This window comes from Chryseobacterium herbae, from assembly GCF_025154075.1.
GTDB classification, from domain to species: Bacteria; Bacteroidota; Bacteroidia; order Flavobacteriales; family Weeksellaceae; genus Chryseobacterium; species Chryseobacterium herbae.
In genome coordinates, this window is record NZ_JAOAMU010000008.1 from 1 (window position 1) to 23,394 (window position 23,394).

Here is a 23,394-nt window from a genome sequence, read left to right on the forward strand (position 1 = left end):
TTTTAAGAAGCTTTCTCGTCTACATCCCTTAAGCTCGTTTAAATTATTATGCTTATCTAAAAGCTCTTCTGTGCTACCGAAATACTCTCGTTTTTCAGTGGGGCAAAGATAACAACTTATTAAGACGCAAAACAAGTTTATTTAACTTAAAATTCACGAACAAGCCCCATTAAATCATAAAACACTGGTATGCAGAGAGAAAAATTTTAAACTAATGTTTAATTTTTATACTTCCCTTTTCTATAATAGTGATTCTACCTTTTTGAACGTTCATAAATCAGGCTCAAAAACTCGGCATAAGACTTTTCCAAGCCTATGATATCACCGGATTTTAGATTTAAACCGCCGTTTCCGGACGTATCGGATTTTACTTTTAATGAAGAAGCCTGGAAATATAAGTTTTCATCGGCTGTCTTTGGCTGAACCTTAATTGTAGAGCCCAAAAGTTTCTTGGTTGAAATGGTATAGATTTCCCCGGGAACGATATCCAGGGTAAGATAAGATCTTGGTGTCAGTATATAGTCCTTCTTATTGATATTAATCTTCTGATCTTTGTCTGAGGAAGCAAAAACATACAGCATCCCCTTCTGTACAACCAAATTTTCTTTGGGAGTATAGTATAAAGCAATTTTATAGTTTGCCGGATTGAGGGACTGCAGGGTTCCATCTATATTTTCAAAAGGTTTAAATGAAAATGTATTGGCTCCAACTTCTTTTGCCTTCTTATATATTAATGAAAAAATAGCAGCGTCATCATTTGAGAATCCCTGAACTTCGATTTCTCCCAAATATTCGGCATCGACTGTAGATTCTGTTTTTTGATACAGGAACTTGTCTGTGTTGTCGTTTGTTTTTGCCACTTTTGAAAGGTATACATTCTGGGCTGTACACCAATGGGCACAGAATATGGAAAAGGCAACGGCGAGATTCTTTATCATAATTATTGTTGTGTTAGTATTCTGACAGATTCTTCAAGACTATTTTCCCAATGTTTTGGTTCGATTCTGTAAATTTCTTCTATTTTATCCAAAGACATGGTGCTTCTGGCCGGTCTTTTTGCAGGAGTAGGATACTGTTCTGTTGTCAGAGGGTTTAACTGTACTGAAGCGTTTGAAAATTCTGCAATCTTTTTTGCAAACTCAAACCAGCTTGTTTCAGGATAATTTGAAAAATGAAAAACACCAAAGGTCTTATTTGGAGTCTTGATGATATCCATTATCGCTTCTGCAAGATCATTGGCATTGGTAGGCTGACCGAACTGATCGGCAACAATTCCAAGTTCGTCTTTCTGAGAAAAGAGGTTCAGCATTGTTTTAACAAAATTCTTATTGAATTCTGAGTAGAGCCAGGAGGTTCTCAAAACAATGGTTTTTGGGTTGATCTCCAAAGCCAGTTCTTCACCTTTTCTTTTTGACTCTCCATATATTCCTGTCGGACTGGTAAAGTCATCTTCTGAGTACGGAAGATTGGTATCTCCATCAAAGACGTAGTCGGTGGAAATGTGAATCAGGATACTTTTATAATCTACACAAGCCTGAGCGAGATATCCCACTCCGTCAGCATTGACCGCAAAAGCTTTATCACTTTCCTTCTCCGCAAGATCAACCGCTGTATATGCAGAAGCATTGATACAGTAGTCCGGTTTGTTGTCATAAAAAAAACTACTGACCTGATCTTCGTCTGTAATATCTAAGGTCTGTGAATCTGTAAATATGAACTCATATGAATTTTCATAATCAGGGGCAATTTTTCTGATACAGTTCCCCAACTGTCCATTGCTTCCTAATACGGCTATTTTTTTCATCTGTAATTTTATTATTTTACTTATCAAATGTAGTGTTAAAAGAAAATATTCAGTTTTATAATACGCGTTTATTTTCCTTTATCAAGCGTTTTTTGCGTTCTGAGATCTTAAAAACTTCACTCTAGGCTGGAAATCTTTCTGTTCAAGATCTACATAGAACTTATGGAACGTTTCTTTTATATCTTCCGGGTGGATTTCTGATCTTCTTGTTTTGATATTGAAATAGATCACGGTAACCCATAGCACGGCATGAACTGTTTTTTCATCCAGGCTTTTCATTAAAATTTCCACCTTAGCCGTTCTGTCCTGTATTTCGATGGTCTTGCTGCTGATCACAACCTGGGTATTGTATCTTACTTCTTTCAGGTAAGCGATCTCATTTTGAATGGCGATCCATGTACATCCTGTTTTTTTGGTGTATTCTTCATAGGTGAATCCATAAAATGTTTCTACGTGATCTTCTCTGGCATTGAACATATAATCCAGATATTTTACATTATTTAAATGTCCTATCGGATCACAATCGCTGAACCTAACTTTTACGGTTGTTGATACTTCTTTTTCCATAGCGCAAAAATAAAAAAACCACCTCTAAAAGAGGCGGTTAATTTATAAAACTTTGTTAATTTCTTAGTTGATCCCTAATTCTTTCTTAACAGCTGCTGTAGCATCAGCTCCAGATCTGTAAACAAAAGCCGGAGAGTTTGCATCCATGATGAATTCGTATCCGTTAGCTTTAGCTACTTTCTCGATAGCATCATTCAATTTTTTCTCAATTGGTCCGAAAACAACATCTTTCTTAGCCTCTAAGTCTTTTCCAGCTTTTTCCTGCATTTGTCCGATTTCTTCCTGAAGCTTCTGTAATTCTGCTTCTCTAGCTTTGTTCTCGTCAGCTGTTTTCTTAGGAGCTTCGTCCGTATACTGCTTTAATTTAGCCTGACCTGCATCTGCTTTTTTCTTGATCTCAGATTGTTTTGTATCTAAGAAAGTTTTTATATCAGCATCAGCTTTCTTTTTTTCCGGCATTGCATTAAGCACTCCCATTACATCTACAGTAGCAAATTTCTGAGCTTTTGCCATACTTACCGACACAACCATTATTACCGCGGCAAATAATACACTTAATTTTTTCATAATTGGTAAAATAAATAATTTAATTTGTTTTTAGATTGTAAATTTAAGCAAAAGTTAATTGATTTACTTTTTGCTTTTAGATTTTTCTTTTTTATCAGATGTAGATCCTTTTAATAAGATAGTCAATACTTTTTCTGTATAATCATATCTTGGTAAAAGGAAAAGCACATTGTTATCGGTTTTATCAAGAACCGTGCCCAATCCGTTTTTCTCAGCCATCGTTTTGATAGCATTCCAGATCTCATCCTGGAACGGCACTACAAGGTTTGTTCTCAGTTTTGTAATCTCTCCGTTGACTCCAAAACGTAAACTTGTTGTCGTTTTGATATTCTTTTCAAGATCCATTACTTCTTTTTCTCTAAGTTTGAGCTGGTCTCCTATCAACAATACTTTCTCACTTTCAAATGCCGATTTTTTTCTTTCGTACTCGGACTGCAGATTTTGAAGTTCTGACTGCCAGGTATCGATTTGGGAATTTAATCTTGCTTCAGCTTCTTTGTATTGAGGCAGCTTATCCAAGATATAGCCTGTGTCTACCACTCCTACTTTCTGGGCGTTTGAAAACCCGAAAAGAAGGAACAACACAAATGTGAAAATGATTTTAAAGTTCTTCATATCTATGAATTATAATGATTGGTTCATCAGGAAGTGAGTCTTCCATCCAGATGGTTCTGTTCCGGAAACGGTCTTATCGAATCCATAAGCAAAGTCAAATCCGATCAAACCAAAAGCACCCATGTATACTCTTACCCCAACCCCTACTGATCTTTTCAATTGGAATGGATTGTATCCGCTCCAGCTATTCCACACGTTACCACCTTCAGCGAAGGTAAGTGCATAGATCTTAGCAGTTTGGTTCATAGAGATCGGGTATCTTAATTCTAACGTAAATCTGTTATAGATTGTTCCTCCTCCTCTTTGTGTAATATCATCTGCTTCACCTCCATAAGTGGAAGCATTTTCATATCCTCTTAAAGGGATCAATTCACGACCGTCATATCGACCACCAAACAAACCGGTACCCCCTACATAGAATCTTTCGAATGGCGGAGCCCCAAGTTTTTTGTTATATCCGTCCATGAATCCCATTTCAGCAGAAGATCTTAATACAAGTTTTCCAGCTATCTCATTATAGATATCGGCTTTGAACTTGATTTTATAGAATTCCATCCACTTGTACTTATCCACCGGTGACATTGTAGAATAATCTTTATTGCTGAACAATGAGTAAGGTGCAGTCATTTTCGCGGAAAGCTCAATATTTGAACCCATTGTCGGGAAAATAGGGTCAAGACCTGCAGAGTTTCTGCTTAAACCTAAGTTAAGACTTAAGTTATTTGCATCACCATAGTATTCCGTGGTATCTCCAAACTGGAAAGGATAGTTGCTGAATTTATAATTCTGAAACTGAATCCCTGTGTACAGTGAGAAATAATCATCCGGCCAGTTTAACAGTCTGTTCAGACCTACTGATGCGGAGAAAATATTAAGTTTCTGATCATTTCCACTGCTGTCGTTATATTTTACTCTGGAAGTATTTAAACTTACAGAAAGAGCAGTTGGTTTAGTTCCAAATAACCATGGTTCAGTAAATGAAATCCCGTAGTTTTGGAAATATTGTCCAGCCTGTGCCTGAATAGACAAGGTCTGCCCGTCTCCCTGAGGTACCGGTCTGAAGTCTTTAAACTTAAGGAAGTTTTTCAGAGAGAAGTTGTTGAACGTAAGTCCTAAAGTTCCGATAAAGCTGTTACCTCCGTAACCTGCCTGTAACTGAACCTGAGAAGAACCTTTTTCAACTAATTTCCAGTTGATATCTACTGTATTATCTGTCTGGTTCGGCTGGATATCCTGACCTACCTGCTGTGGATCAAAGAATGTCATTCCCGCCAGATCAAAGTAAGTTCTCTTAATCTCTGTCTTTTTGAAAAGCTCTCCCGGTTTTGTTCTAAGAGCTCTAAGTATCACATGGTCATGGGTTGTTGTATTCCCCTGCCATGTTACTTTATTCCAGGTTGCCTGCTCTCCTTCAGTAATTCTGATCTCAAGGTTTACCGCATCTCCTGATACCGATTTTTCTACCGGTGTAACGCTGGAGAAAAGGTAACCGTTATTCATGTACACAGATTTGATATCTGAGTCATCTTCTTTACCTCCGTCTTCTCCTACTTTTTTATTGAAACCTACGGCATCGTAGATATCTCCTTTTTTATATCCTAAAAGTCTTTGTAAATGCTCAGTAGCGTAAACGGTATTTCCAGTGAATGTAATATCTCCGATATAATACTTTTTACCTTCTTTAAGCTTTACATTGATCTCGTAATTGTTTCTTTTATTTCTCCACACAGAATCTGAAACGATGGTAGCATCTCTGTATCCCAAAGAGTTATAATAGCTTACAAGGCCCTGCTTATCTTCCTGGTATTTTTCTTCAATAAATTTTGAAGATTTCAGAATTCCACCGATACTAAATCTTCTCTGCTTGGTTTCTTTGAAAGCTTTATTTCTAAGCTTGGAATCGGTAACGCTTTGATTTCCTTCAAATTCGATATGGTCAATTTTTATTCTTTTCCCTTTCTCTACATTGATGGTCCAGTCTACCATAGACGGATCATTCGCGTTTACTTTATCCTGAATCGTAATTCTAGCGTCAGCAAAACCCTTTTTCACGTAATCCTTCGGGACTTTAGTCTTAAGGCCGGAGATCAGGTTTTGAGTGATCTTTGTTCCAGGCTTCAGATTATTGTCTTTTATCAGTTTTTCGTTTTTAGATTTACCGATCCCTTTCCCTGCGAATTTTACTTCACCAAGTTCTTTAAGGTCTTGCAGGTAGAATTTTAACACTATGGTTTGCCCTTCAATACTCTGAACATACACTTCAACTTCTGAAAAAGACTGGGTATCCCAAAGCTTTTTAACAGCGTTGCTGATTTTTTGTCCAGGAATATCTACAACTTCGCCTTTTGTTAAGCCTGTAAATCTTAAGATCTGAGCCGGCGTATATTTTTTTACCCCATCTACAACAATGTCTTTAAGCGTGTAAGTGCCTGTGCCATTTTCTGCATGTACAGCATTATTTACTTTAGTGCTGTCCTGGGGAGTCACTTGTCCATAAAAATGCGCAGAAGCAGCAAACATTATGATGGGTAATAGTCTAAACTTCATTTTATCGAGTCTTTCTTTTCTTTAAATTTATTGGGCTTTTATCTGATCGCCGGTTAATCCGTATCTTCTTTCTTTGTTTTGATAATCAACAATACATTGGAAGAAAATATCTTTTGTGAAATCGGGCCATAGGACATTTAAAAACTGTAGTTCCGCATAAGCAATCTGCCAGAGGAGGAAGTTACTTACTCTTATTTCTCCGCTGGTTCTTATCAGCAGGTCTACAGGAGGAAAGTCTTTTGTATAAAGGTAACTTTCGAATAATTTTTCATCAATATTCTCCACATCAACTTTTCCTTCTTTCACGTCAGAACTGATGTTTTTTACAGCATCCAGTATTTCGTTCTGTGAGCCGTAGCTTATTGCCAGCACTAAGTTCCCTTTTGTGTTTTCTTTTGTAAGCTCTACTACACGTTCCAGCTGTTCTCTCACCAGGAGAGGGAGCTTTTCGAGATTCCCTATAACATGCATTCTGAGGCCCTTGCTAAAGATTTCTTCAGCTTCCAACAATAAGGTTTCCACCAACAAATTCATCAGTGTACTTACTTCATCTGCCGGACGGCTCCAGTTTTCAGAAGAAAATGTATACAGTGTTAAATAAGGTATATCAATCTCATTACAGGCATTAATGGCATTTCTTACTGCATTAATGGCATTCTTGTGACCGAAGGTTCTTTCTTCGCCACGAGTTTTTGCCCATCTTCCATTGCCATCCATAATGATGGCGACGTGTTTCGGTAAATTCTCAGAATTTATTTTATCTTTAATCAACGACATATTAATTAATCACAATAGCATGGAGGTCTTCCGAATGAATAGGTAAGTCCTAAACTAAAAGTATTCATCCAGTCCTTAGACCTTTCATCACCAATATTTCTTTTGTTAAGAAGTTCTTTCTCTCTTTCTTTAGAGACTGCATAATAGTTTCCGGACTGCAGCAGTGAAGCACCGGTAGCAGGATCCAGAATATCCGCATTAAAGCTGGATGTTACATCTTTTGACATTAATCTGCTATGATCAAGCTGATCCGTCAATGTATATCTGAACGTAGCTTCTGCAAATATAGCCCAATTATGGTTGAACTTATATTTTAAACCTACCCCAAAAGGGATATGCATCGTTACTTTTTTTCCTATTGTATATACCGGAGTACTTTTAAAATCCAGTTCATTAAGAGGAGCCTGTGCCACTCCGTCTGCATCTCTTCTGAAATCATTCACAAGATCAGCCTTCGGAGCATCAAACATCAAAGCACCGATACCTCCAAAGATGTATGGACTTACCATGCTTACCTGCTCATTATTGACAGGGAAAAGATTGTATTCGAACATTAAACTCGCTTCGTATACATTGTTTTTTCCATAAGAGTTTCTATTCACTCTGTATTCTTCTTTCGCAGCTTTATCGCTGAACTGAACCTGATTGTAACCCAAGTCCAATCTCACGGTCTGGTGCGGGTTAAAATTAAATCTATATAATAAACCTCCATAAAACGGGAATCCCCATTCTGACATCCTGTCTAAATCCAACGGCTTTTGTAAAATATAATTGGTCCTTCCGACGTCCCCTACCAGGTTACTCATCCCTAGACGAACTCCCAATTCGTTTCTTTGTGCTTTAACACTTACCATTCCAAGGAAGGCAAGAAAGCTAAACAATAATTTTTTATTCATAAAAGAATATGGATTTATGGTTATTTTAAAATTTAATTTTTGCAAATATAAAACATTTTTATATTAATGATATTCTTAATGTATAGTTAAAAATAAACAAAAAAACATAATTTGTTATAAAGTAAACGGCAAAGTGCCAAAAATATTCTTTTTTCCTTAGATTCCAAATACTGAAAGTATAAAAAAACCCCCATTTGCTGAGGGTTTAAAACGCTATTTTTTATTAAATATTGTTTGTACCTTATTTCGTATTTTAATCAGTAACGGTTCTTTATAATTTTTGTCTTCATCAAAATAGCCATACCCATATCCGTAGCCATATCCGTAGCCATATCCATATCCCTGCTTCGTATTGTAATCATTATATATTAATCCCAGATGATCAATCTCTCCCTGGTGGTATTTCTCCGTGATCATTTTCAGCATATATTTTTCTGTATATTCATGACGTACCACATAAATATTGGCATCAGAATACTTCATCAGTTCATAAGAGTCCGCTACCAGACCTACCGGTGGCGAATCGATGATGATGAAATCATATTTCTCTTTCAGCTCTTCTATAAATTTGATGTTTCTTTCACTCATCAAAAGTTCTGAAGGGTTTGGAGGGATCGGTCCTGAAGTGGCAACATCCAGATTCGGGATCTTGGTCTTGTTGATGATCTGCTCAATATCTACTTCTCCTGTAAGATAATTCGAGATACCATATTTATTATCAATTTTAAAATCGCCGAAGATCTTTGGCTTTCTAAGGTCCATCCCCAGAAGGATTGTTTTTTTATCACTTAGCCCGATTACTGAAGCCAGGTTGATGGAAATATAGGTTTTTCCTTCCCCACCAATGGAGGAGGTTATCAAAATCGTTTTCCCTTTTCCTTCTTCCTTACCGTTCTCCATCAGGAATCTTATGCTGGCACGTATTCCTCTGAAGGCTTCTGATACTGAAGATTTAGGCTGTTCAAGAACAGTAAGCATATTCTCGTTGCTGTTGTTTCCAATCACACCCAGAAGCGGGATCTTCGTTGCACTCAGCAATTCTTTGATATTTCTCATCTTATTATCCAGAACTTCTCCGATCAGGATGAATAATAGCGGCAACAGTAACAGCCCGGAAATGATTCCAAACTTGATTGCTTTCACGTTCGGTCCTATCGCGCCCTGGCCCAGATTCTTGGCAGGGTCAATTACTGTAATATCAGACTGATTGGTCGCTACTTTCATCTGCGCTTCATTCTGTCTGGATAAAAGACTATTGTAGGTGGCTTCTATCATATTGTATCCTCTCTCTGCATCCAGATATCTTCTTTCTTTTTCCGGATATGAGTTCAGATCGGAATTCGCATCTGCTACCTGTCGGTCTATCTTATTGATCTCATCATAATACCTCGTATAATAATTTCTCAAAGTACCGGATGAGCCCGATCTTGCTTCATCTATCAGCCTATTTATTTCTTTCATCGGCTCTGAATTAGCCTTATAAATAGTAGCCATCTCTCTTTTCTTCGTGTACAGCGCCTTAAGTTCGGTAACTGTAGCTGAAAAGAATCCATCCTCAAAACCTGCAGCATTGGTGCTGATCATCTTATCGAAGTCCTGCGTCTGCAACGTTGTTTTGATATTATTCAGAGAACTGATTTTGCTGATAATGTCCGCTTTTTTTCCTTCAAGCTCTTTTATTTTGTCCAAAGACTTTTCGTCTCTGTCTTTAATATTGTACAGCTTTTCCGAAGTTTTTAAATAATTCAGGACCGCCGCACTTGAATCCAGCTTTTTACGGATATTATCTATATTGGCCTGCAGATAGACATCGGTATTCTTATTGACGATATTTTTGTCGGCCAGCCTCTTTTTCTGAAGCTCTGTTACTGATTTGTTTAAGAAATTGACAGTACTGTTAAGATTAAATCCTTTCTTATTAATAATCATGATCGTCCCGATCTCCTTATCAAATTCTACTGCTATGGTAGAAACAATATCATTAACACTCTGGTTTACAGAATTAAGTGTTACAATAATATTATTCACTTTTATTTTAGGGGTCTCCGTATTTTTAACCAGTCTGAATCTCAGATTCGGGGAATTGTACCATTCATTGACCCTGATGATCTTATTGGCAGGTTTGGCATATTCGTTAATAGACTGGAAACCTTCTGATTCATAACTATATAGATTGGTAGATTGACCTTCTTCAGGAAGAACTACTTCATACATGTCTTTCCCTTTGGGAATAAGGGTCACAGGATAATTGATCTGCTGCAGATGTTTTTTATCTACCTGCATAAAGATTGGTGAATCTGTCTTATCAATATAGGTAGATTTGATCACTCCTTTCGTAGAGTAGTTCACGAAAAGATCCAGCTCTTTCACCAAAAACTCGTTATGAGATCTGGATAAAAGCATTTTTTTCAGATAAACTCCGTCCTGATTTCCGTTCTGTCCCCAGATAAAGTTGATAGACTGGGTGGGGGTAAAATAGCTGGAAGTATTGTTGGATACGCTTAAAGAAAGGTTTGAAGCATAAATGTTCTGTGCATAATATTTACTGTATATCCACGAAATAACATATCCGATACACAGCATAAACACAAACCAATACCAGTTTTTGAGTATTCTTCTCAGGAAATGTTCTATGTCAAATAATGCAAACGATCCGTACTTTTCCTTCTGGGGTTCGCTTTTCCCTACTTTGTTGTCTCTTTCTGGAATCATGGTTAAAGATTTTTAAGAAGCAGGTAAATAGATAATGCTGTCGTAATCACCGATACCCCGGTGGTTAGAGTCTGTACCGGATCTTTTCCAAATCCGTTCAAGCTTTTTCCTCTGGTATTCAGATAGATTTCATCCCCATTCTGCACGTAGTAGAAAGGAGAATTCATGATATCTTCACGGGTAAGATCTATTCTTGCCTTTTTGATTCCTTCCGGAAGTTTTCTGTGGATAACGATATTTCTACGGTCAATAGTTCTGTTCAAACCTCCGTTAATAGCTAATGCTTCGGTAATCGTCAGCGTATTTTTATGAACTACTTTTTCACCTGAAAGACCTGTGGTTTCCACATCTCCCAGAATATAATAGGTGATTCCGTTTGTATTCAGTCTTACTTCCGCTTTTCCTTCCTGAAAGTTTTCATTTACTTTTTCCTGAAGCTCCTGGGTAATATCTTCCACTGTTCTCCCTTCTGCTTTCACGTATCCTACTCCGAAAACATTGATATCTCCTTTGGAATCTACCTTCAGCCCATTAAAATAGAAGTTCATATTTCCACCGTTGGCAGAGCCTCCCACTGCTCCTGCAAATGCCGCAGGATTCGCACCCCCTCCTACTCCTCCGGATGTATTCAAAGATGAATAAAACTGAGCAGCATCTCCCTTGGGAGTCGTCACAATGTTGAGATTAAGGATGTCGTTTTTTGTAATTCGGTAAACGGGAATATTGTAGGGAATAAGTCCTTCTTCATTGATAACCAGGCTTTCGCTCGGCTGCATATACCTTACATCTTTTTTGGTGATGCAGGATGTCATAAAAAAGGGCAGTAGTAAAAATAAATACTTTAAGTTCTTCATCATATTTGAATGTTTTGCAAAAGTAAAAATTAAATTGATATTTTCTTATTATTTCGTAAATGATAAATCAAATCTGGTAAATAAGCTCCAAAAAAACCTAATAAAACGATTATCAGAAGCAAAAGATTTATATTAAGGTGCCTTAAGTAATAAGCCACGGTAACGATCATAAGATAATACACAATGATATAAAATGTGGAACGTCTGTGGGTAAGATCCAGTTTCAGTAATTTGTGGTGGATATGGTTTTTGTCAGCATCAAAAGGCGATTTTTTATTGCAAAGCCTTACAATAATCACATTTAAAGTATCCACGATCGGCAGAATAAGAATAGCTACCGCTACCGCAGGGGCCGACTGAAGGTGATACCTGGGAACATTAGGAAGTTCTTTATCAATGAAAATATCGATGAAACAGATGGACGTAAATGCCAGCAGGAATCCCAGAAGCATTGATCCGGTATCTCCCATAAAGATTTTATTGGTCCTGTAATTCGATAAATTATAGTAGAGAAATGCCAGCACGGTGCCTATGATGATTGCGGATAAAACCACCAGCGGATAGTTATATTCCCCTAATCGGTAATAGCTTATTCCGAACATTGCGCTGCAGATCACGGAATATCCTCCGGCAAGCCCGTCGATCCCATCGATCAGGTTGAATGCATTGATCAGAACTATAAAAGTAATAATGCTAAACACCACACTCACGATATAATTCATCTCATATATCCCGAAAATCCCGAATAAACTTCGGATTCTTATGTCTGATCCTATCACAACCAGTGATGAAACAACGATTTGTGCCACAAGTTTCTTATAGGCCCGCATCACGACGATATCATCCATTACCCCGACGTACAACAGGATAATTAATGAGGCGAATAAAAATTTGTAGAGATCAAAGAGTTCATATGCAAAAATTGATGCACTGATTCCGATCGAGTAAAAGATGGCAATCCCGCCAAGGTTGGGGATTTTTCTGAGGTGGGAACTCCTTACCCCGGGTTCATCCATAAGATTCTTTCTTCTGGATATTTTAATGATGGTGGGTATGGAGAAAAAGGTAATTAAAAAAGCAAACAGAAAACCTAATCCTATTTTCACATAAAAAATAGAAATTCCTGATTCGCTTAAGAACAATTCAAAATTCTTCATTTTTTTTTATCAAGCACATCATCAACGTCTTTGATAAAACTTATCCAAATTCCTCATAAAAGGCTTTCTGTCAAAGTTTTAGTGATGACTGAAATAATTGTACTTATCATTTGTGTTATAACATTTTTCTTATCAGCTTCTTTTGTCCGGCAAAAAACAACAGATAAAAAATCTTTTTTTTCACTGGCAAAGATAAAAGATAATTCTTACCAAAACGACTATAGTTCAATATATCTTGAATATTTATTTTCCTTTCACGCTTAAAAACAGCCAGTTCATCAGCCATTTTATTAAAAGTTTCCTCATTTTTTACAAAAGCCACATAAGCCAGAAAAGAATATACCCCTTCAAATATCTGAAAATTTTTCAGTTCCTCTCTTTTATGGGAATATTCGGATTTTTCGAAGGCATCTTCCACATCTTTCACGGCTTTCAGGATATCTAACCCTTTTTCTGTGTGGGTTTTTGTAATGGAATCCGTACGCTCCAGATACTGATAATGAAAATTCTGGGTCTGAGCCACCACTTTACACTCGAGAAGCAACTGCGGGATCAGCTGAATATCTTCAAAATGAACTCCCTTTTTAAATCTTTTATGATCAAAAAGCTCTTTTTTAAACAGTTTATTGCACGCAAAATAACTGAGATCTGAAAAAACGGAAAAATGATCTTTCAGCTCTATCTTTTCAGACATATTGGGAATCTGTGTCAGTTTCTGGGTGACTTTTCCATTCTGATCCACTTTCTGAATATTGCAGATCACCATTTTGGCTTCATGTTTTTCTGCCAGCTGTACCATTTCTTCAAACATGGTCTCTGTTACATAATCATCACTGTCCACAAAACCAATATATTCTCCCGAAGCTCTGTCCAGACCGAAATTCCGGGCATCGCTTAGGCCTCCGTTTTCTTTGCTGAAAGCCTTTATTTTATTCGGGAAATTGCGGGCGTATTCTTCAATGATCAATCCGGAACGGTCTTTACTCCCGTCATCAACAACGAGAATCTCAATATCCTGAAGACTTTGGTTAACCAGAGAATCCAGGCATTTGGCCAGATAATTTTCGACATTATATACGGGAACTATAATTGAAACCCTCATCTTTTGCCTGTTAAATTAACAATTCCTTTTGCTAAAAACTCACTGAACTTTTGGTATCCCAGCTTATTCAAATGCAGAGGATCTCCAAACAAGTTCCGGTCTTTCTCATAATCTTTGGTGACTTCATCAAAATTTAAAATGACTACTTTCTGATCCAGACCATTATGTTTTAAATCTTTCAGGAGCGCATTTCTGTAATCCTGTATTTTAAATGCTGTACCGCCGTTTAAGACCAGTTCAGCACCTTTGTTGCTGAGTCCGCTCAGGACATTTTTATTTTTAAAATCTTCTTCTACTCCAAATTCCGGCATAGAAACCACCACCGGTTTGATGTTGTAATGCAGCAGTGTTTTAATGATCATCATCATGTGATGGGTATAAAAATCCGGTCCTAAGTGCGTTGCCGCATCATTCACGCCTGCAATGACGATACAATAATCCGGTTTTTTCTCAATCACTTTTTTGGAAGAAAATTCTTCGTCATCTTCTTTAAAAAGGTTTTCATAGATCCTTTTGGTCTTCGCACCCGGATTTCCGGATGAGTAGATTTCCGCATGAACGCCCTGATCAGAAATTTTTCTGCTTAAAAGAGAATCCAGGTTCTGCCTTACGACCCAGCTGTCCCCAATGATACCGATCTGCAGACCCTGTTCAGGTTTTGTGTTTGACGAAAAATAATCTTCTTCGCCGGCATACGCATATTTATTCCAGAAATAAACGAAACAGAAGGCTCCGGTTAACAGAACAATACTTAAAACAATATTTTTTTTCATCTTGTGTATACTTAAAAGGTCAGCCTCGGATTAAGCGTTCCTCTTTTTGCCTCTTCGAAATCTTTTTTGGAACATGGGATGCAGTTTTCAATATTGTCATCATCTCCAAAATACCATAAATTGCTGAAAGTATCCCGTTTGAAAGCGTATTGGTCATCATCTATCAAAACATAGAACTGTTCATAATGCCTTTCCCTTGGATGAGACCGCTGGATATTGATCCCTTCGATCAGATACCAGATCATCTGGGCCAGCAGCTGGTGATTCAGCTGGTTTTCCGAATAAATATTGTAATTAAAAATCCCGACAGACTTTAAATTTTCACTCAGTCCTATTTCTTTCATGTAGGCACAAATCTCTCTTCTGTTCAATCCGTTGACCTGAGGATTCATAGAAAACGGTTCACTAAAACTTTCAACCGCATCACAATTCAGCGTTACCAGGTCGGTTTTCCTGAAGAAAGGCTCTGTTTTTTCAGTGGAATTCATCATTTCAGCGAGTCGGACGATGTCAAACTGCACTTCTTTGATCAGCCTGATGGAATCTGCTTCATTTAAATGCTTCTGATAGCCTAAATGATGGTAATTTTTAATGGAGAAATTTTTAGAACCTAATATTTTCCCTAAAAAAGTATGTTCATTAATCTGCTCACCCTGCTGCAGGGAAATAATATTGCTGATCTGGGTATAGTTGATGTTTTTCTTATGAAAATTCAATGTGGAAAACAATGAAAAAGCAAAATCACTGGATCCGCCGATAATCACCGGAAGGGCTCTTTTGTAATGGCATGCCGACAAAACCTCCTGCAGAATATAATGGGAATCCTGAACTGATTTTCCGGATACCAGATCTCCAAGATCTACGACAGGAATTTCAAAATCCAGCTGTGAAAGTTTATAAAACTCCTTCCTTACGGCTGTAAAATCCTGAACTTCCGCATCGCCGCCCGCTCCTCTGTAATCCGAGACAAAGAGAAGAACAATACTGTCTTCTTTTATATCTTTCGTGATCCTGCTGCCTATCTGCCAGCTTTCTGTTTTGAAATTTCTTGGTGAAATGATAAAATCTTCAAAATCCATATTTTTAATTTGAAAACTTGAGAAAATGTTAATTTATTAAATGCTTTACCGAACAAACATACAAAAAAACCACAGCAAGTACATATGCTGTGGCGTTTTTTGTTGATAAAAAAAGCCGTCAACATATATTGTTAACGGCTTTGTATATTTTTTTTACTATTACTTCTTTTTGGCGGCTGGCTTTTTGGCAGCAGTTGTTTTCTTAGCGGCCGGTTTCTTGGCGGCTGGCTTCTTTTTCTCTGCAAAAGCATTTTTATCCTGATCCGTGATCCATTTTTTCACCTCATCAAGTGATACGTCCTTCAGCTCTTCAGCTTCATATTTGGTATCGTCTTTTTTCTTCGGGATCTTGAACATGGCTTTTCCAAACTTTACGAATGGTCCCCATCTTCCGTTTTCAATGGAAATTTTTTCTTTTTCCCACTGCTGGATGTATCGGTTGGCTTCTTTTTCAAGTTTGGTATCAATCAATTCATTGATGTCGTCCTGAGAAAGATTGTCGAAATTATATTTCTTAGGAACATTGATGAACAGATCTTTGTATTTGATAAACGGTCCGAATCTTCCGGTTCCTTTCGTTACAGGATCTCCTTTGTAAGAAGCAATCGGTGCATCGGCTTTTTTCTTTTCGTTGATGATCTCTTCTGCACGCGCCTGGCTTATTGAAAGTGGATCTTCTCCTTTTGGAATACTGATGAATGTTTCGCCCCACTTCACATAAGGTCCGAATCTTCCAACTCCCACGGAAACAGGCTGCCCGTCAAATGCGTCCAGTTCAAACGGCAACTTGAAAAGCTCCAGTGCTTCTGCTAGAGAAATGGTTGCAATATTCTGCCCTGTCATCAGTGAAGCAAAGATTGGTTTTTCTTCATCTTCCGTTTCACCGATCTGGATCATTGCTCCAAATCTTCCGATTCTTGCATGAACATTTTTGCCGGTTTTAGGATCTACCCCAAGAAGTCTGTCACCATTGGCTCTGTCTGCATTTTCTTCTACGTCTTCAATTCTCGGGTGGAATTTTGAGTAGAAATTGGTCATCATTTCTTTCCACTTCTGATCTCCGTTGGCAATTTCGTCAAAACTTTCTTCTACTCTTGCTGTAAATCCGTAGTCCAGAATTTCTTTGAAGTTATCGGTTAGGAAATCATTTACGACCTCACCGATATCTGTAGGAATGAATTTATTTTTGTCGCCCCCGAATTTTTCTTCAAGGACTTCTTTTTTGATTTTATCTTTTGTAAGAGACATTCTCACCACTTCACGGGCCTGAGGATCAATTTCTCTCTTGTCTACATATTCTCTGTTCTGAATGGTCTGGATCGTCGGTGCATATGTAGACGGACGTCCAATTCCCAATTCTTCCAGTTTTTTCACCAAACCGGCTTCCGTGTATCTTGCGCTTGGTCTCGTGAATTTTTCTGAAGCTGTGATTTTTTTATAACTTAAGATTTCACCTACACTTACTTTAGGAAGTAATTTTTCGTTGTTTTCTTCATCATCGTCTTCTGTCTTTACAATTCCGTAAGCTTTAAGGAAACCATCAAAAATGATCACTTCACCTTGCGCTTCAAAATTCTGAGGCAATGATGCATTTCCTATTTCGATCACGGTCTTCTCAATTTTAGCATTAGCCATCTGCGAAGCCAGTGTTCTTCTGTATATTAATTGGTATAGTCTGTTCAGTTGAACATCACCGATACTTTTTACGGCAAAATCAGTTGGACGGATCGCTTCGTGAGCTTCCTGTGCCGATGCAGATTTTGTGGTATAATTTCTTGGTGAAGAATATTCAGATCCGTATTCTGAAGTAATTTGTTTTTTCGCGCCTTCAATAGCTTCCTGGGAAAGGTTCACGGAGTCCGTTCTCATATAGGTTATGTATCCTTCTTCATACAGTCTTTGGGCAAGACGCATGGTGTTGGTTACATTGTATCCTAATCTTGAAGAAGCTTCCTGCTGTAGTGTGGAAGTAGTGAATGGTGCAGATGCAGTACGGGTTCCCGGTCTTGTTTCAACATTCAGAACTTTAAATTCTGTAGTCTTTGCTTTTTCAAGGAATTTTTCTGCGTCTTCTTCTTTCTCGAAGTCTTTTTTAAGTTTAGCAGAAATTTCCTGCTCGGTTTTATTTAAGAAGATCCCGTCCAGTTTAAAGCTCGCTTTCGGAACAAACTCACGGATTTCTTTTTCTCTTTCTACGATTAATCTTACGGCCACAGACTGTACTCTTCCTGCAGACAGACCCGGTTTTACTTTTTTCCAAAGTACCGGAGACATTTCAAAACCTACGATTCTGTCCAGAACTCTTCTTGCCTGCTGGGCATTCACAAGATTCTGATCGATATCTCTTGGATTTTCAATGGCTTTCAGAATGGCATTTTTAGTAATCTCGTGGAAAACAATTCTTTTTCTGTTTTCAGGCTTTAATTTCAGCTCGTCTGCAAGGTGCCATGCAATAGCTTCCCCTTCGCGGTCCTCATCGGACGCCAGCCATACCATTTCTGCTTTCTTTACTGCGGCCTTTAATTCTGCTACCAGTTTCTTTTTATCAGCCGAAACTTCGTAATCAGGGCTGAAGGTGGCAAGATCTATTCCCATTCCTTTTTTTGGAAGGTCACGGATGTGTCCGAAACTCGATTTCACATCGAAATCCTTCCCTAAATATTTCTGAATAGTTTTTGCTTTTGCCGGGGACTCTACGATTACTAAATTTTTCGACATTCTAAAAAAAATTTTTTGCAAAAGTAAAGCTTTTTTATTATATACTTTTTGTTAAAACAGTTTAATTTAATATTTAGATGCGTTTAACAGGCCTTTCCGAGGGCCTTTTTATAGATATCAACTCCTTTAGAGCCTACAGTTTAGGGTAAAATTTAGCTTCAATAAAATAGATGATATAGAATTTTTCACCAATGCTGATAGATGCAACGTATATGAAAGGCATAAAAAAGCAGAACAGGAAACCCTATTCTGCTCTACTATTGCTTTTTTTAGTTTTATTGTTTGATGATTTTCACAATTTTTTCAGAATTATTGATTCTTACTAAATATATTCCTGACGTGAGCGTAGAAAGATCTGTTTTCCCGTTCTCAAATTTACCTGATCTCACCAGCTGTCCGGACATATTATAGAGCTGATAATAATACCCATGTCGTTCCGGTGCAGCGCTATACAGAATATCTTTTACCGGATTCGGGAATAAAGTGATTTTGTTCTCACTTATTTTTTCTTTCACCTCAGCACTGCTTAAAATTTCCGCTCCTTTTCCTGATGCTAAAACTGTAACCTGCAATTTCGGAATAGGTCCGGCTTCATTTCCATCGGAATCATATTTCATTTTTACACATCGGCAGCTCGTTCCGAAATACGGATCATTATTATCATTAAAAGCGATAAAACGGTTGGCTGTAGATGCTGCATCAAATAGAATATTAATGGATCTTCCCAGATAATTGGCAGCCAAAGATCCAGTCCAGACTCCCGGATATTGAAAATTGACTGTATTAAAAGTTCCTTGCGGAGACTGATTCGCCAGAACACTTCTGAAGCCTCGCGAGCCCGAATCCGGAAAATTCCCCACTGTGTAATTAGCACCGTTAAACATATATCCTATCGTAGAAGTGGTAGAAGGATTCCTTACTCTTGTTCCTGAATAATCTGTGGTCACACTGTAAAAGGTGGCAGCCTTTTTATCTTTTTTGTACCATGGCGATTGTCCAAAATCCTGATTCGAGATCAAAGCAGAACTTGTAATATCGGGTATTCTCCAGCCTTCAGGACATGGATCAAAAGGAGACTTCTTCCCACCTCTTCCCCATCGGTCCGGAGCAAGGTTCGGTTCATTAGCCAGCCAGTCTGTTCCATTGGTATAATTCGGCGTTGCACTGTTATACGGGGCAAAAGAACTTGGAATCATATACACCAAAGGGTTTTTAACAGAGTAAGACAGTACTTTCGCTATTTTTTCTGCCGGTCGGTCTGTACTCTGTGTGTTTGAAGCCGCTGCATACGTATTGTATGGAACAATATAATTTCCTGACATATTATTGTAAGTAGCAGGAGTGAGTGTTGTATAACTAACTGTCCCGTTGTCGGCTGCAGCGCCCAGAAATATAGTATAGGAAGCTCTGTTATCTGCGTTTTGAAATGTAGGAATCGGGTCTTTTCTTCCCCATTGATAATGCATTCCTGTCGAAGCTCTGATTTTGGCAAGCTCCGCAGTGGTGGGACTAAGTCCATTGGCCACCATAGGGAGAGCGTCTGTTGCTCCGAGGTTTCTATCCATAAACTCTGTCTGAAGAACGACATCTGCTTTATTTACATAATTCACATAATTTATCGCCTCATTTGCCGGAAGCTCTGTGGTATAATTAAAGGATGCAAGAGCAGAATCCGTGATCCAGATATGCCAGCTCCAGTATACCGGAGATGTAATACTTCCGTTATGAAGCGTTACCACAGCATTTCCGCTTTGATTGGGTCTGATCTCCACTGAAATTTTTGAGCTGCCGATGCTTTGGATTGAAGAAGGTGAAGGATTAACCACACTTATCTTATTAATCAGAGCTGTATTGGTTGTCCACAGCACATTCGCTTTTAAATTGCTGAAACTGGAAGGATCCAGAATCCCCTGGTTATTCAGCAATTGACTCTGTACTGAAAACGCTTTGCTTACAGGAATTTCTACTGTAAAAGGCTGGGTATTCTTAACAGCCTGATAGGTATTGGGATTATTAATTCCCTCTCCGTATTCTAAAGCCGGAGCTAAATATTCAGAAGGGAAATTATATTTATTCACAACATAAAGCGGATCTTTGATGCATCGGCAGCCATTAGCTTCGGAGGTATACATTCCTGACATGGGCATGTAGGTATATCTTCCTTTAATATTGGGATAGGCTGGATCAGGAACATCCGGCTGTCCTTTATCAGGGATCATATAAAGTCCTCTGGTAAGTACGGTGGGTGATCCATCAAAATGTCTGCCCATCGTAGCGGTCCATAAAGCTACATGATGCTGATCGGTATACTGTCCTTCATGTGCATCCCTGATCAACTGTCCTGTTCCCGGAAAAACACCCATATCATTACCTCCCACATTGGAAAGAACAAAACCAAAATTGGGATAAACCCGGAATCCGGTCATGAATGCAGGAATACCGGCATCCGTAGGTTTTATGAAGTGGTATTTATTTGTTTCAAAAACATTTTTAGCCATATTGGTTCTAACACCGAAAGGAGAAAAATCTACTCTTATATCATCTTCGTAAGACTGGGACCCTAAATTGGCAACAAGCATTGAGGGGACTCTCCATCCATTCGGGCACGGGTCGTAAGGTGACTTGTCTCTGTATGGCTGTGCACTGCTGTCATTATTATAATCCGCACTGATCATTCCGCGGGAATTATCAGACCAAAGATTAAGTTCAGAAAGCCTGCCGTCGCCCATTTCCAGGAAGCGGCCAAACCAGTTGACCGGAAGATTCGGATTGTTATTGTAATAGGCCTGATTACTGCTGTCATCTTTATTTACATAAATCAGGCTTAACGGATTTTTCACTGAAAGTCTGATATTCCCGATCACTTCAGCATTTGCTAATGCAACGAACTTCGTAAAGTTATCGATACTTACAGCACCGTTAAAGTTCTTCGCTGCTCTGTGTCTCACTCTCCCCACGGAACCTGATACTTCATAAAAGTCATTTCCTCTTGTCAACAATGGTGGAATCGGGTCTTTCCTTCCCCACTGATAGAGCAATCCGATATTTCTGTTCCAGTCTGAGGAAGTAATGGAGCCACTCAAAGCACCGAGATTACGGTCCATCCACTTCCAGTCGGCATCGGGAACAGGCTCAACAGTTCCGTCAGTCTTCATTCTTGTGATGTTGCTAAAACTTTTGTAAGTTGATCCGTTACCAGGATCGTCAGTTACCCAGATATGCCAGCTCCAATAGATCTCTCCGTTTACCCTGAAGGCGATGACGGCATTTCCTTTTTTGGTTTTATTGATGGGAACTTTTATTTTGGCGTTCTGATTAGAATCCAGAACCTCGAGAGAATAACCCGTTCCTGATTTGATGAGACCGTGGGTATCTTCCCACAATACATCGGCTGTTACTGTACCGGCAGGAATTCCGCCGTCTTTAATGTATTTATCTTCTGCCCACATGGCGTAGGCTTTTCGTACCGGAATCAACAGACCTTCACTGCTTTGACCGGGATCAAAAATATAGCTATTGGGAGCTTTTGTCCAGTCCGGAGCCGCTTCTCTGCTACCAGGTTTACGCAAGGTATCACCTGTTGACACTAATCTTTCCGTATATCTATACGAGGGAGGAATTTCATTTAATTCCCTACTATTCATGGAATAGGTACCAATCGACACTAAGCAAAAAATTGCCGCAAAATTTTTAACTAAATTTTTCATATCCTTAGACTTGTGTGCCCTTCAGGAAATACAACTTTTAATCCTTTGCTAACTATAAACCATTAATAACATAAATAAGAATTCAATATTCAAATTACACTATTAATAATCAATCAGTAAAAGATTATAAATATAAAAACGGCACAACTCGTTTCACAGGATGCAAAAATAAATGATTCAAATGACATATCGGATCCTGAAATTTCAACTTGAATATATCTTAATATTCCCGGGAAATAATACAGAAAAGATCACAAAAAAAGACAGCTCTGCCGCTGTCTTTTGTATGATATGATCAATAGATTACGTACTAAGGAAGAATGTGATTATTATAAAGTTCCGTTGTAAATCTGCCGACTTTGATATTGTTAAAGGAACAGAAAACAATAAAATTAAAAATAACAAGGGCTATGATAAAGGAGTAAATCACTTTTTTCATCCCACTCGAAACCACATACATTGTATTCGGGATAATGATGTAAGAGAACCCAATAAAAGCTCCTACCAACCTGGACGAAAATACCGGATTGTTTCTGAAAATAAAGTAAAAACATATCCCTATTACCGCATAGGCCCTATGGTATTCGTAGTATGGATACAGTTCTTTCATCTTGGTATCGAACGCAAAAAGGAAGAACGTGAGGATCATCATCATGGCCTCCGGGATCCCAAAACCACCATTTAGTCTTTCTATGGATTCGTCCATGTATCCGTTCAGACCTTCTACAAGGATATTGTCCGACGCCATACCACTCAGGAAATCCCCAAAAACCCGGTAGATTTCAAAAGGCGAAAGAAATATTGAAATTATAATCAGCACCAGCATTACGGTTTTGCTCAGAGGAATACGGGCCAGCCAATACAGCGGAAGAAACAGATAACTTACCGTGTGGATTCCGGATGCAATAAATATAAAGAAGAGATAATGCCAGAGTTTCCGCTCTTTGATATACCGTATGGCAAAATAAACAATGAATGTTCCTAAGTTCTGCCTGATCTGCCCACTCTCTCCAACAAAGAAGTAAGGAACAAACATAAACAAGGTAAATGTAAAGGGATAAAAAGTATTGTCTTCCGTATATTTTATCTTAAAAAAGATGGCGCAGATCGCGATCACGAGCGTGAGGACATAAAAAGGAGCATCGAATATATTGAGCAATATTTTATTGATCAAAGTATACAGCCATTCTACATCCAGCTGATCAGAGCCTTCTATATGCAGCATCTTCAGAAAGATACTTTCGTAACTTTTGGTATCGGAATAGATGTACAGTCCTCTGTAACTTCCGTAGTCGGGTCCTACATTATCACGGAAACCAACCAGTATAATAAGATATACTCCCAAAAACCAAAGCCACTTTTTTTCTACTTTTTTTCCAAAAACTTCCATCAGACTGAAAAAAAGCATGTAGACAATTGCAACTAAGAAATATGGATGTAGTATACTCATGCTAGTCTATCGTTTTTTTTAATCGGTGCAGCGCAGGGGGAAAATCCAGATCTGTCACCAGATAGGAAA

Annotated in this window: 17 protein-coding genes; all 17 read right to left on the bottom strand. The window is 38.3% G+C overall.

Annotation, left to right across the window (positions count from 1 at the left end):
• Positions 1–254 precede the first annotated feature (254 nt).
• The 17 genes from N0B48_RS20780 to N0B48_RS20860 all read right to left on the bottom strand — a co-directional run bounded on the left by N0B48_RS20780 (position 255) and on the right by N0B48_RS20860 (position 23,325).
• Complete coding sequence (locus tag N0B48_RS20780) at positions 255–938, bottom strand: hypothetical protein (protein WP_259841189.1); 684 nt, start codon at positions 936–938, stop codon at positions 255–257.
• Positions 939–940: 2 nt separating this feature from the next.
• Positions 941–1,828: a dTDP-4-dehydrorhamnose reductase gene (gene rfbD, locus N0B48_RS20785; RefSeq protein WP_371830629.1), complete on the bottom strand. Its 888-nt coding sequence runs from the start codon at positions 1,826–1,828 to the stop codon at positions 941–943.
• Between the two features lie 57 nt (positions 1,829–1,885).
• Complete coding sequence (locus tag N0B48_RS20790; RefSeq protein WP_259841191.1) at positions 1,886–2,371, bottom strand: acyl-CoA thioesterase; 486 nt, start codon at positions 2,369–2,371, stop codon at positions 1,886–1,888.
• Between the two features lie 63 nt (positions 2,372–2,434).
• The gene (locus N0B48_RS20795; RefSeq protein WP_047452611.1) at positions 2,435–2,938 is read right to left on the bottom strand and encodes an OmpH/Skp family outer membrane protein; all 504 of its coding nucleotides are present in this window, start codon (positions 2,936–2,938) and stop codon (positions 2,435–2,437) included.
• A gap of 63 nt (positions 2,939–3,001) precedes the next feature.
• Complete coding sequence (locus N0B48_RS20800) at positions 3,002–3,553, bottom strand: OmpH/Skp family outer membrane protein (protein ID WP_259841195.1); 552 nt, start codon at positions 3,551–3,553, stop codon at positions 3,002–3,004.
• Between the two features lie 9 nt (positions 3,554–3,562).
• Positions 3,563–6,100 carry an outer membrane protein assembly factor BamA gene (gene bamA / locus N0B48_RS20805; protein WP_259841197.1) on the bottom strand — a complete coding sequence of 846 codons (2,538 nt, stop codon included), beginning with the start codon at positions 6,098–6,100 and terminating at the stop codon, positions 3,563–3,565.
• A gap of 27 nt (positions 6,101–6,127) precedes the next feature.
• Positions 6,128–6,877 (bottom strand): polyprenyl diphosphate synthase, encoded by a 750-nt coding sequence (uppS, locus tag N0B48_RS20810; RefSeq protein ID WP_259841200.1) that lies wholly within the window; start codon positions 6,875–6,877, stop codon positions 6,128–6,130.
• A 5-nt stretch (positions 6,878–6,882) separates the two neighbouring features.
• Positions 6,883–7,773: a type IX secretion system protein PorG gene (porG, locus tag N0B48_RS20815; protein WP_259841202.1), complete on the bottom strand. Its 891-nt coding sequence runs from the start codon at positions 7,771–7,773 to the stop codon at positions 6,883–6,885.
• Between the two features lie 213 nt (positions 7,774–7,986).
• A complete protein-coding gene (locus N0B48_RS20820) occupies positions 7,987–10,485 on the bottom strand; it encodes an exopolysaccharide transport family protein (protein WP_259841204.1) in 2,499 nt (832 codons plus the stop codon).
• A 2-nt stretch (positions 10,486–10,487) separates the two neighbouring features.
• Entirely contained in the window at positions 10,488–11,342 is an 855-nt protein-coding gene (locus N0B48_RS20825) for a polysaccharide biosynthesis/export family protein (protein WP_259841206.1), read from the bottom strand.
• A 26-nt stretch (positions 11,343–11,368) separates the two neighbouring features.
• Positions 11,369–12,496, bottom strand: coding sequence for a glycosyltransferase family 4 protein (locus N0B48_RS20830; RefSeq protein WP_259841208.1), 1,128 nt, complete (start codon positions 12,494–12,496; stop codon positions 11,369–11,371).
• A 115-nt stretch (positions 12,497–12,611) separates the two neighbouring features.
• Complete coding sequence (locus N0B48_RS20835) at positions 12,612–13,598, bottom strand: glycosyltransferase family 2 protein (protein WP_259841209.1); 987 nt, start codon at positions 13,596–13,598, stop codon at positions 12,612–12,614.
• Positions 13,595–14,371 carry an SGNH/GDSL hydrolase family protein gene (locus tag N0B48_RS20840; protein WP_259841211.1) on the bottom strand — a complete coding sequence of 259 codons (777 nt, stop codon included), beginning with the start codon at positions 14,369–14,371 and terminating at the stop codon, positions 13,595–13,597. The genes N0B48_RS20835 and N0B48_RS20840 overlap by 4 nt, the downstream gene beginning before the upstream one ends.
• 11 nt (positions 14,372–14,382) lie before the next feature.
• Entirely contained in the window at positions 14,383–15,450 is a 1,068-nt protein-coding gene (locus N0B48_RS20845; RefSeq protein ID WP_259841213.1) for a formimidoylglutamase, read from the bottom strand.
• Positions 15,451–15,609: 159 nt separating this feature from the next.
• Positions 15,610–18,168, bottom strand: coding sequence for a type I DNA topoisomerase (gene topA / locus N0B48_RS20850; RefSeq protein WP_259841216.1), 2,559 nt, complete (start codon positions 18,166–18,168; stop codon positions 15,610–15,612).
• Between the two features lie 275 nt (positions 18,169–18,443).
• Entirely contained in the window at positions 18,444–21,875 is a 3,432-nt protein-coding gene (locus tag N0B48_RS20855; RefSeq protein ID WP_259841217.1) for a T9SS type A sorting domain-containing protein, read from the bottom strand.
• Positions 21,876–22,185: 310 nt separating this feature from the next.
• Positions 22,186–23,325, bottom strand: a complete 1,140-nt coding sequence (locus N0B48_RS20860; RefSeq protein ID WP_259841219.1) for an EpsG family protein — start codon at positions 23,323–23,325, stop codon at positions 22,186–22,188.
• Positions 23,326–23,394: the final 69 nt, after the last annotated feature.

Bases quoted from the DNA above. Each gene is read 5' to 3' on its own strand.
- N0B48_RS20780 (WP_259841189.1), bottom strand. From the start codon at position 938: ATGATAAAGAATCTCGCCGTTGCCTTTTCCATATTCTGTGCCCATTGG.
- uppS (WP_259841200.1), bottom strand. From the start codon at position 6,877: ATGTCGTTGATTAAAGATAAAATAAATTCTGAGAATTTACCGAAACAC.
- N0B48_RS20800 (WP_259841195.1), bottom strand. From the start codon at position 3,553: ATGAAGAACTTTAAAATCATTTTCACATTTGTGTTGTTCCTTCTTTTC.
- N0B48_RS20855 (WP_259841217.1), bottom strand. From the start codon at position 21,875: ATGAAAAATTTAGTTAAAAATTTTGCGGCAATTTTTTGCTTAGTGTCG.
- N0B48_RS20790 (WP_259841191.1), bottom strand. From the start codon at position 2,371: ATGGAAAAAGAAGTATCAACAACCGTAAAAGTTAGGTTCAGCGATTGT.
- N0B48_RS20825 (WP_259841206.1), bottom strand. From the start codon at position 11,342: ATGATGAAGAACTTAAAGTATTTATTTTTACTACTGCCCTTTTTTATG.
- N0B48_RS20830 (WP_259841208.1), bottom strand. From the start codon at position 12,496: ATGAAGAATTTTGAATTGTTCTTAAGCGAATCAGGAATTTCTATTTTT.
- N0B48_RS20840 (WP_259841211.1), bottom strand. From the start codon at position 14,371: ATGAAAAAAAATATTGTTTTAAGTATTGTTCTGTTAACCGGAGCCTTC.
- N0B48_RS20845 (WP_259841213.1), bottom strand. From the start codon at position 15,450: ATGGATTTTGAAGATTTTATCATTTCACCAAGAAATTTCAAAACAGAA.
- topA (WP_259841216.1), bottom strand. From the start codon at position 18,168: ATGTCGAAAAATTTAGTAATCGTAGAGTCCCCGGCAAAAGCAAAAACT.
- bamA (WP_259841197.1), bottom strand. From the start codon at position 6,100: ATGAAGTTTAGACTATTACCCATCATAATGTTTGCTGCTTCTGCGCAT.
- N0B48_RS20820 (WP_259841204.1), bottom strand. From the start codon at position 10,485: ATGATTCCAGAAAGAGACAACAAAGTAGGGAAAAGCGAACCCCAGAAG.
- N0B48_RS20795 (WP_047452611.1), bottom strand. From the start codon at position 2,938: ATGAAAAAATTAAGTGTATTATTTGCCGCGGTAATAATGGTTGTGTCG.
- N0B48_RS20860 (WP_259841219.1), bottom strand. From the start codon at position 23,325: ATGAGTATACTACATCCATATTTCTTAGTTGCAATTGTCTACATGCTT.
- N0B48_RS20835 (WP_259841209.1), bottom strand. From the start codon at position 13,598: ATGAGGGTTTCAATTATAGTTCCCGTATATAATGTCGAAAATTATCTG.
- porG (WP_259841202.1), bottom strand. From the start codon at position 7,773: ATGAATAAAAAATTATTGTTTAGCTTTCTTGCCTTCCTTGGAATGGTA.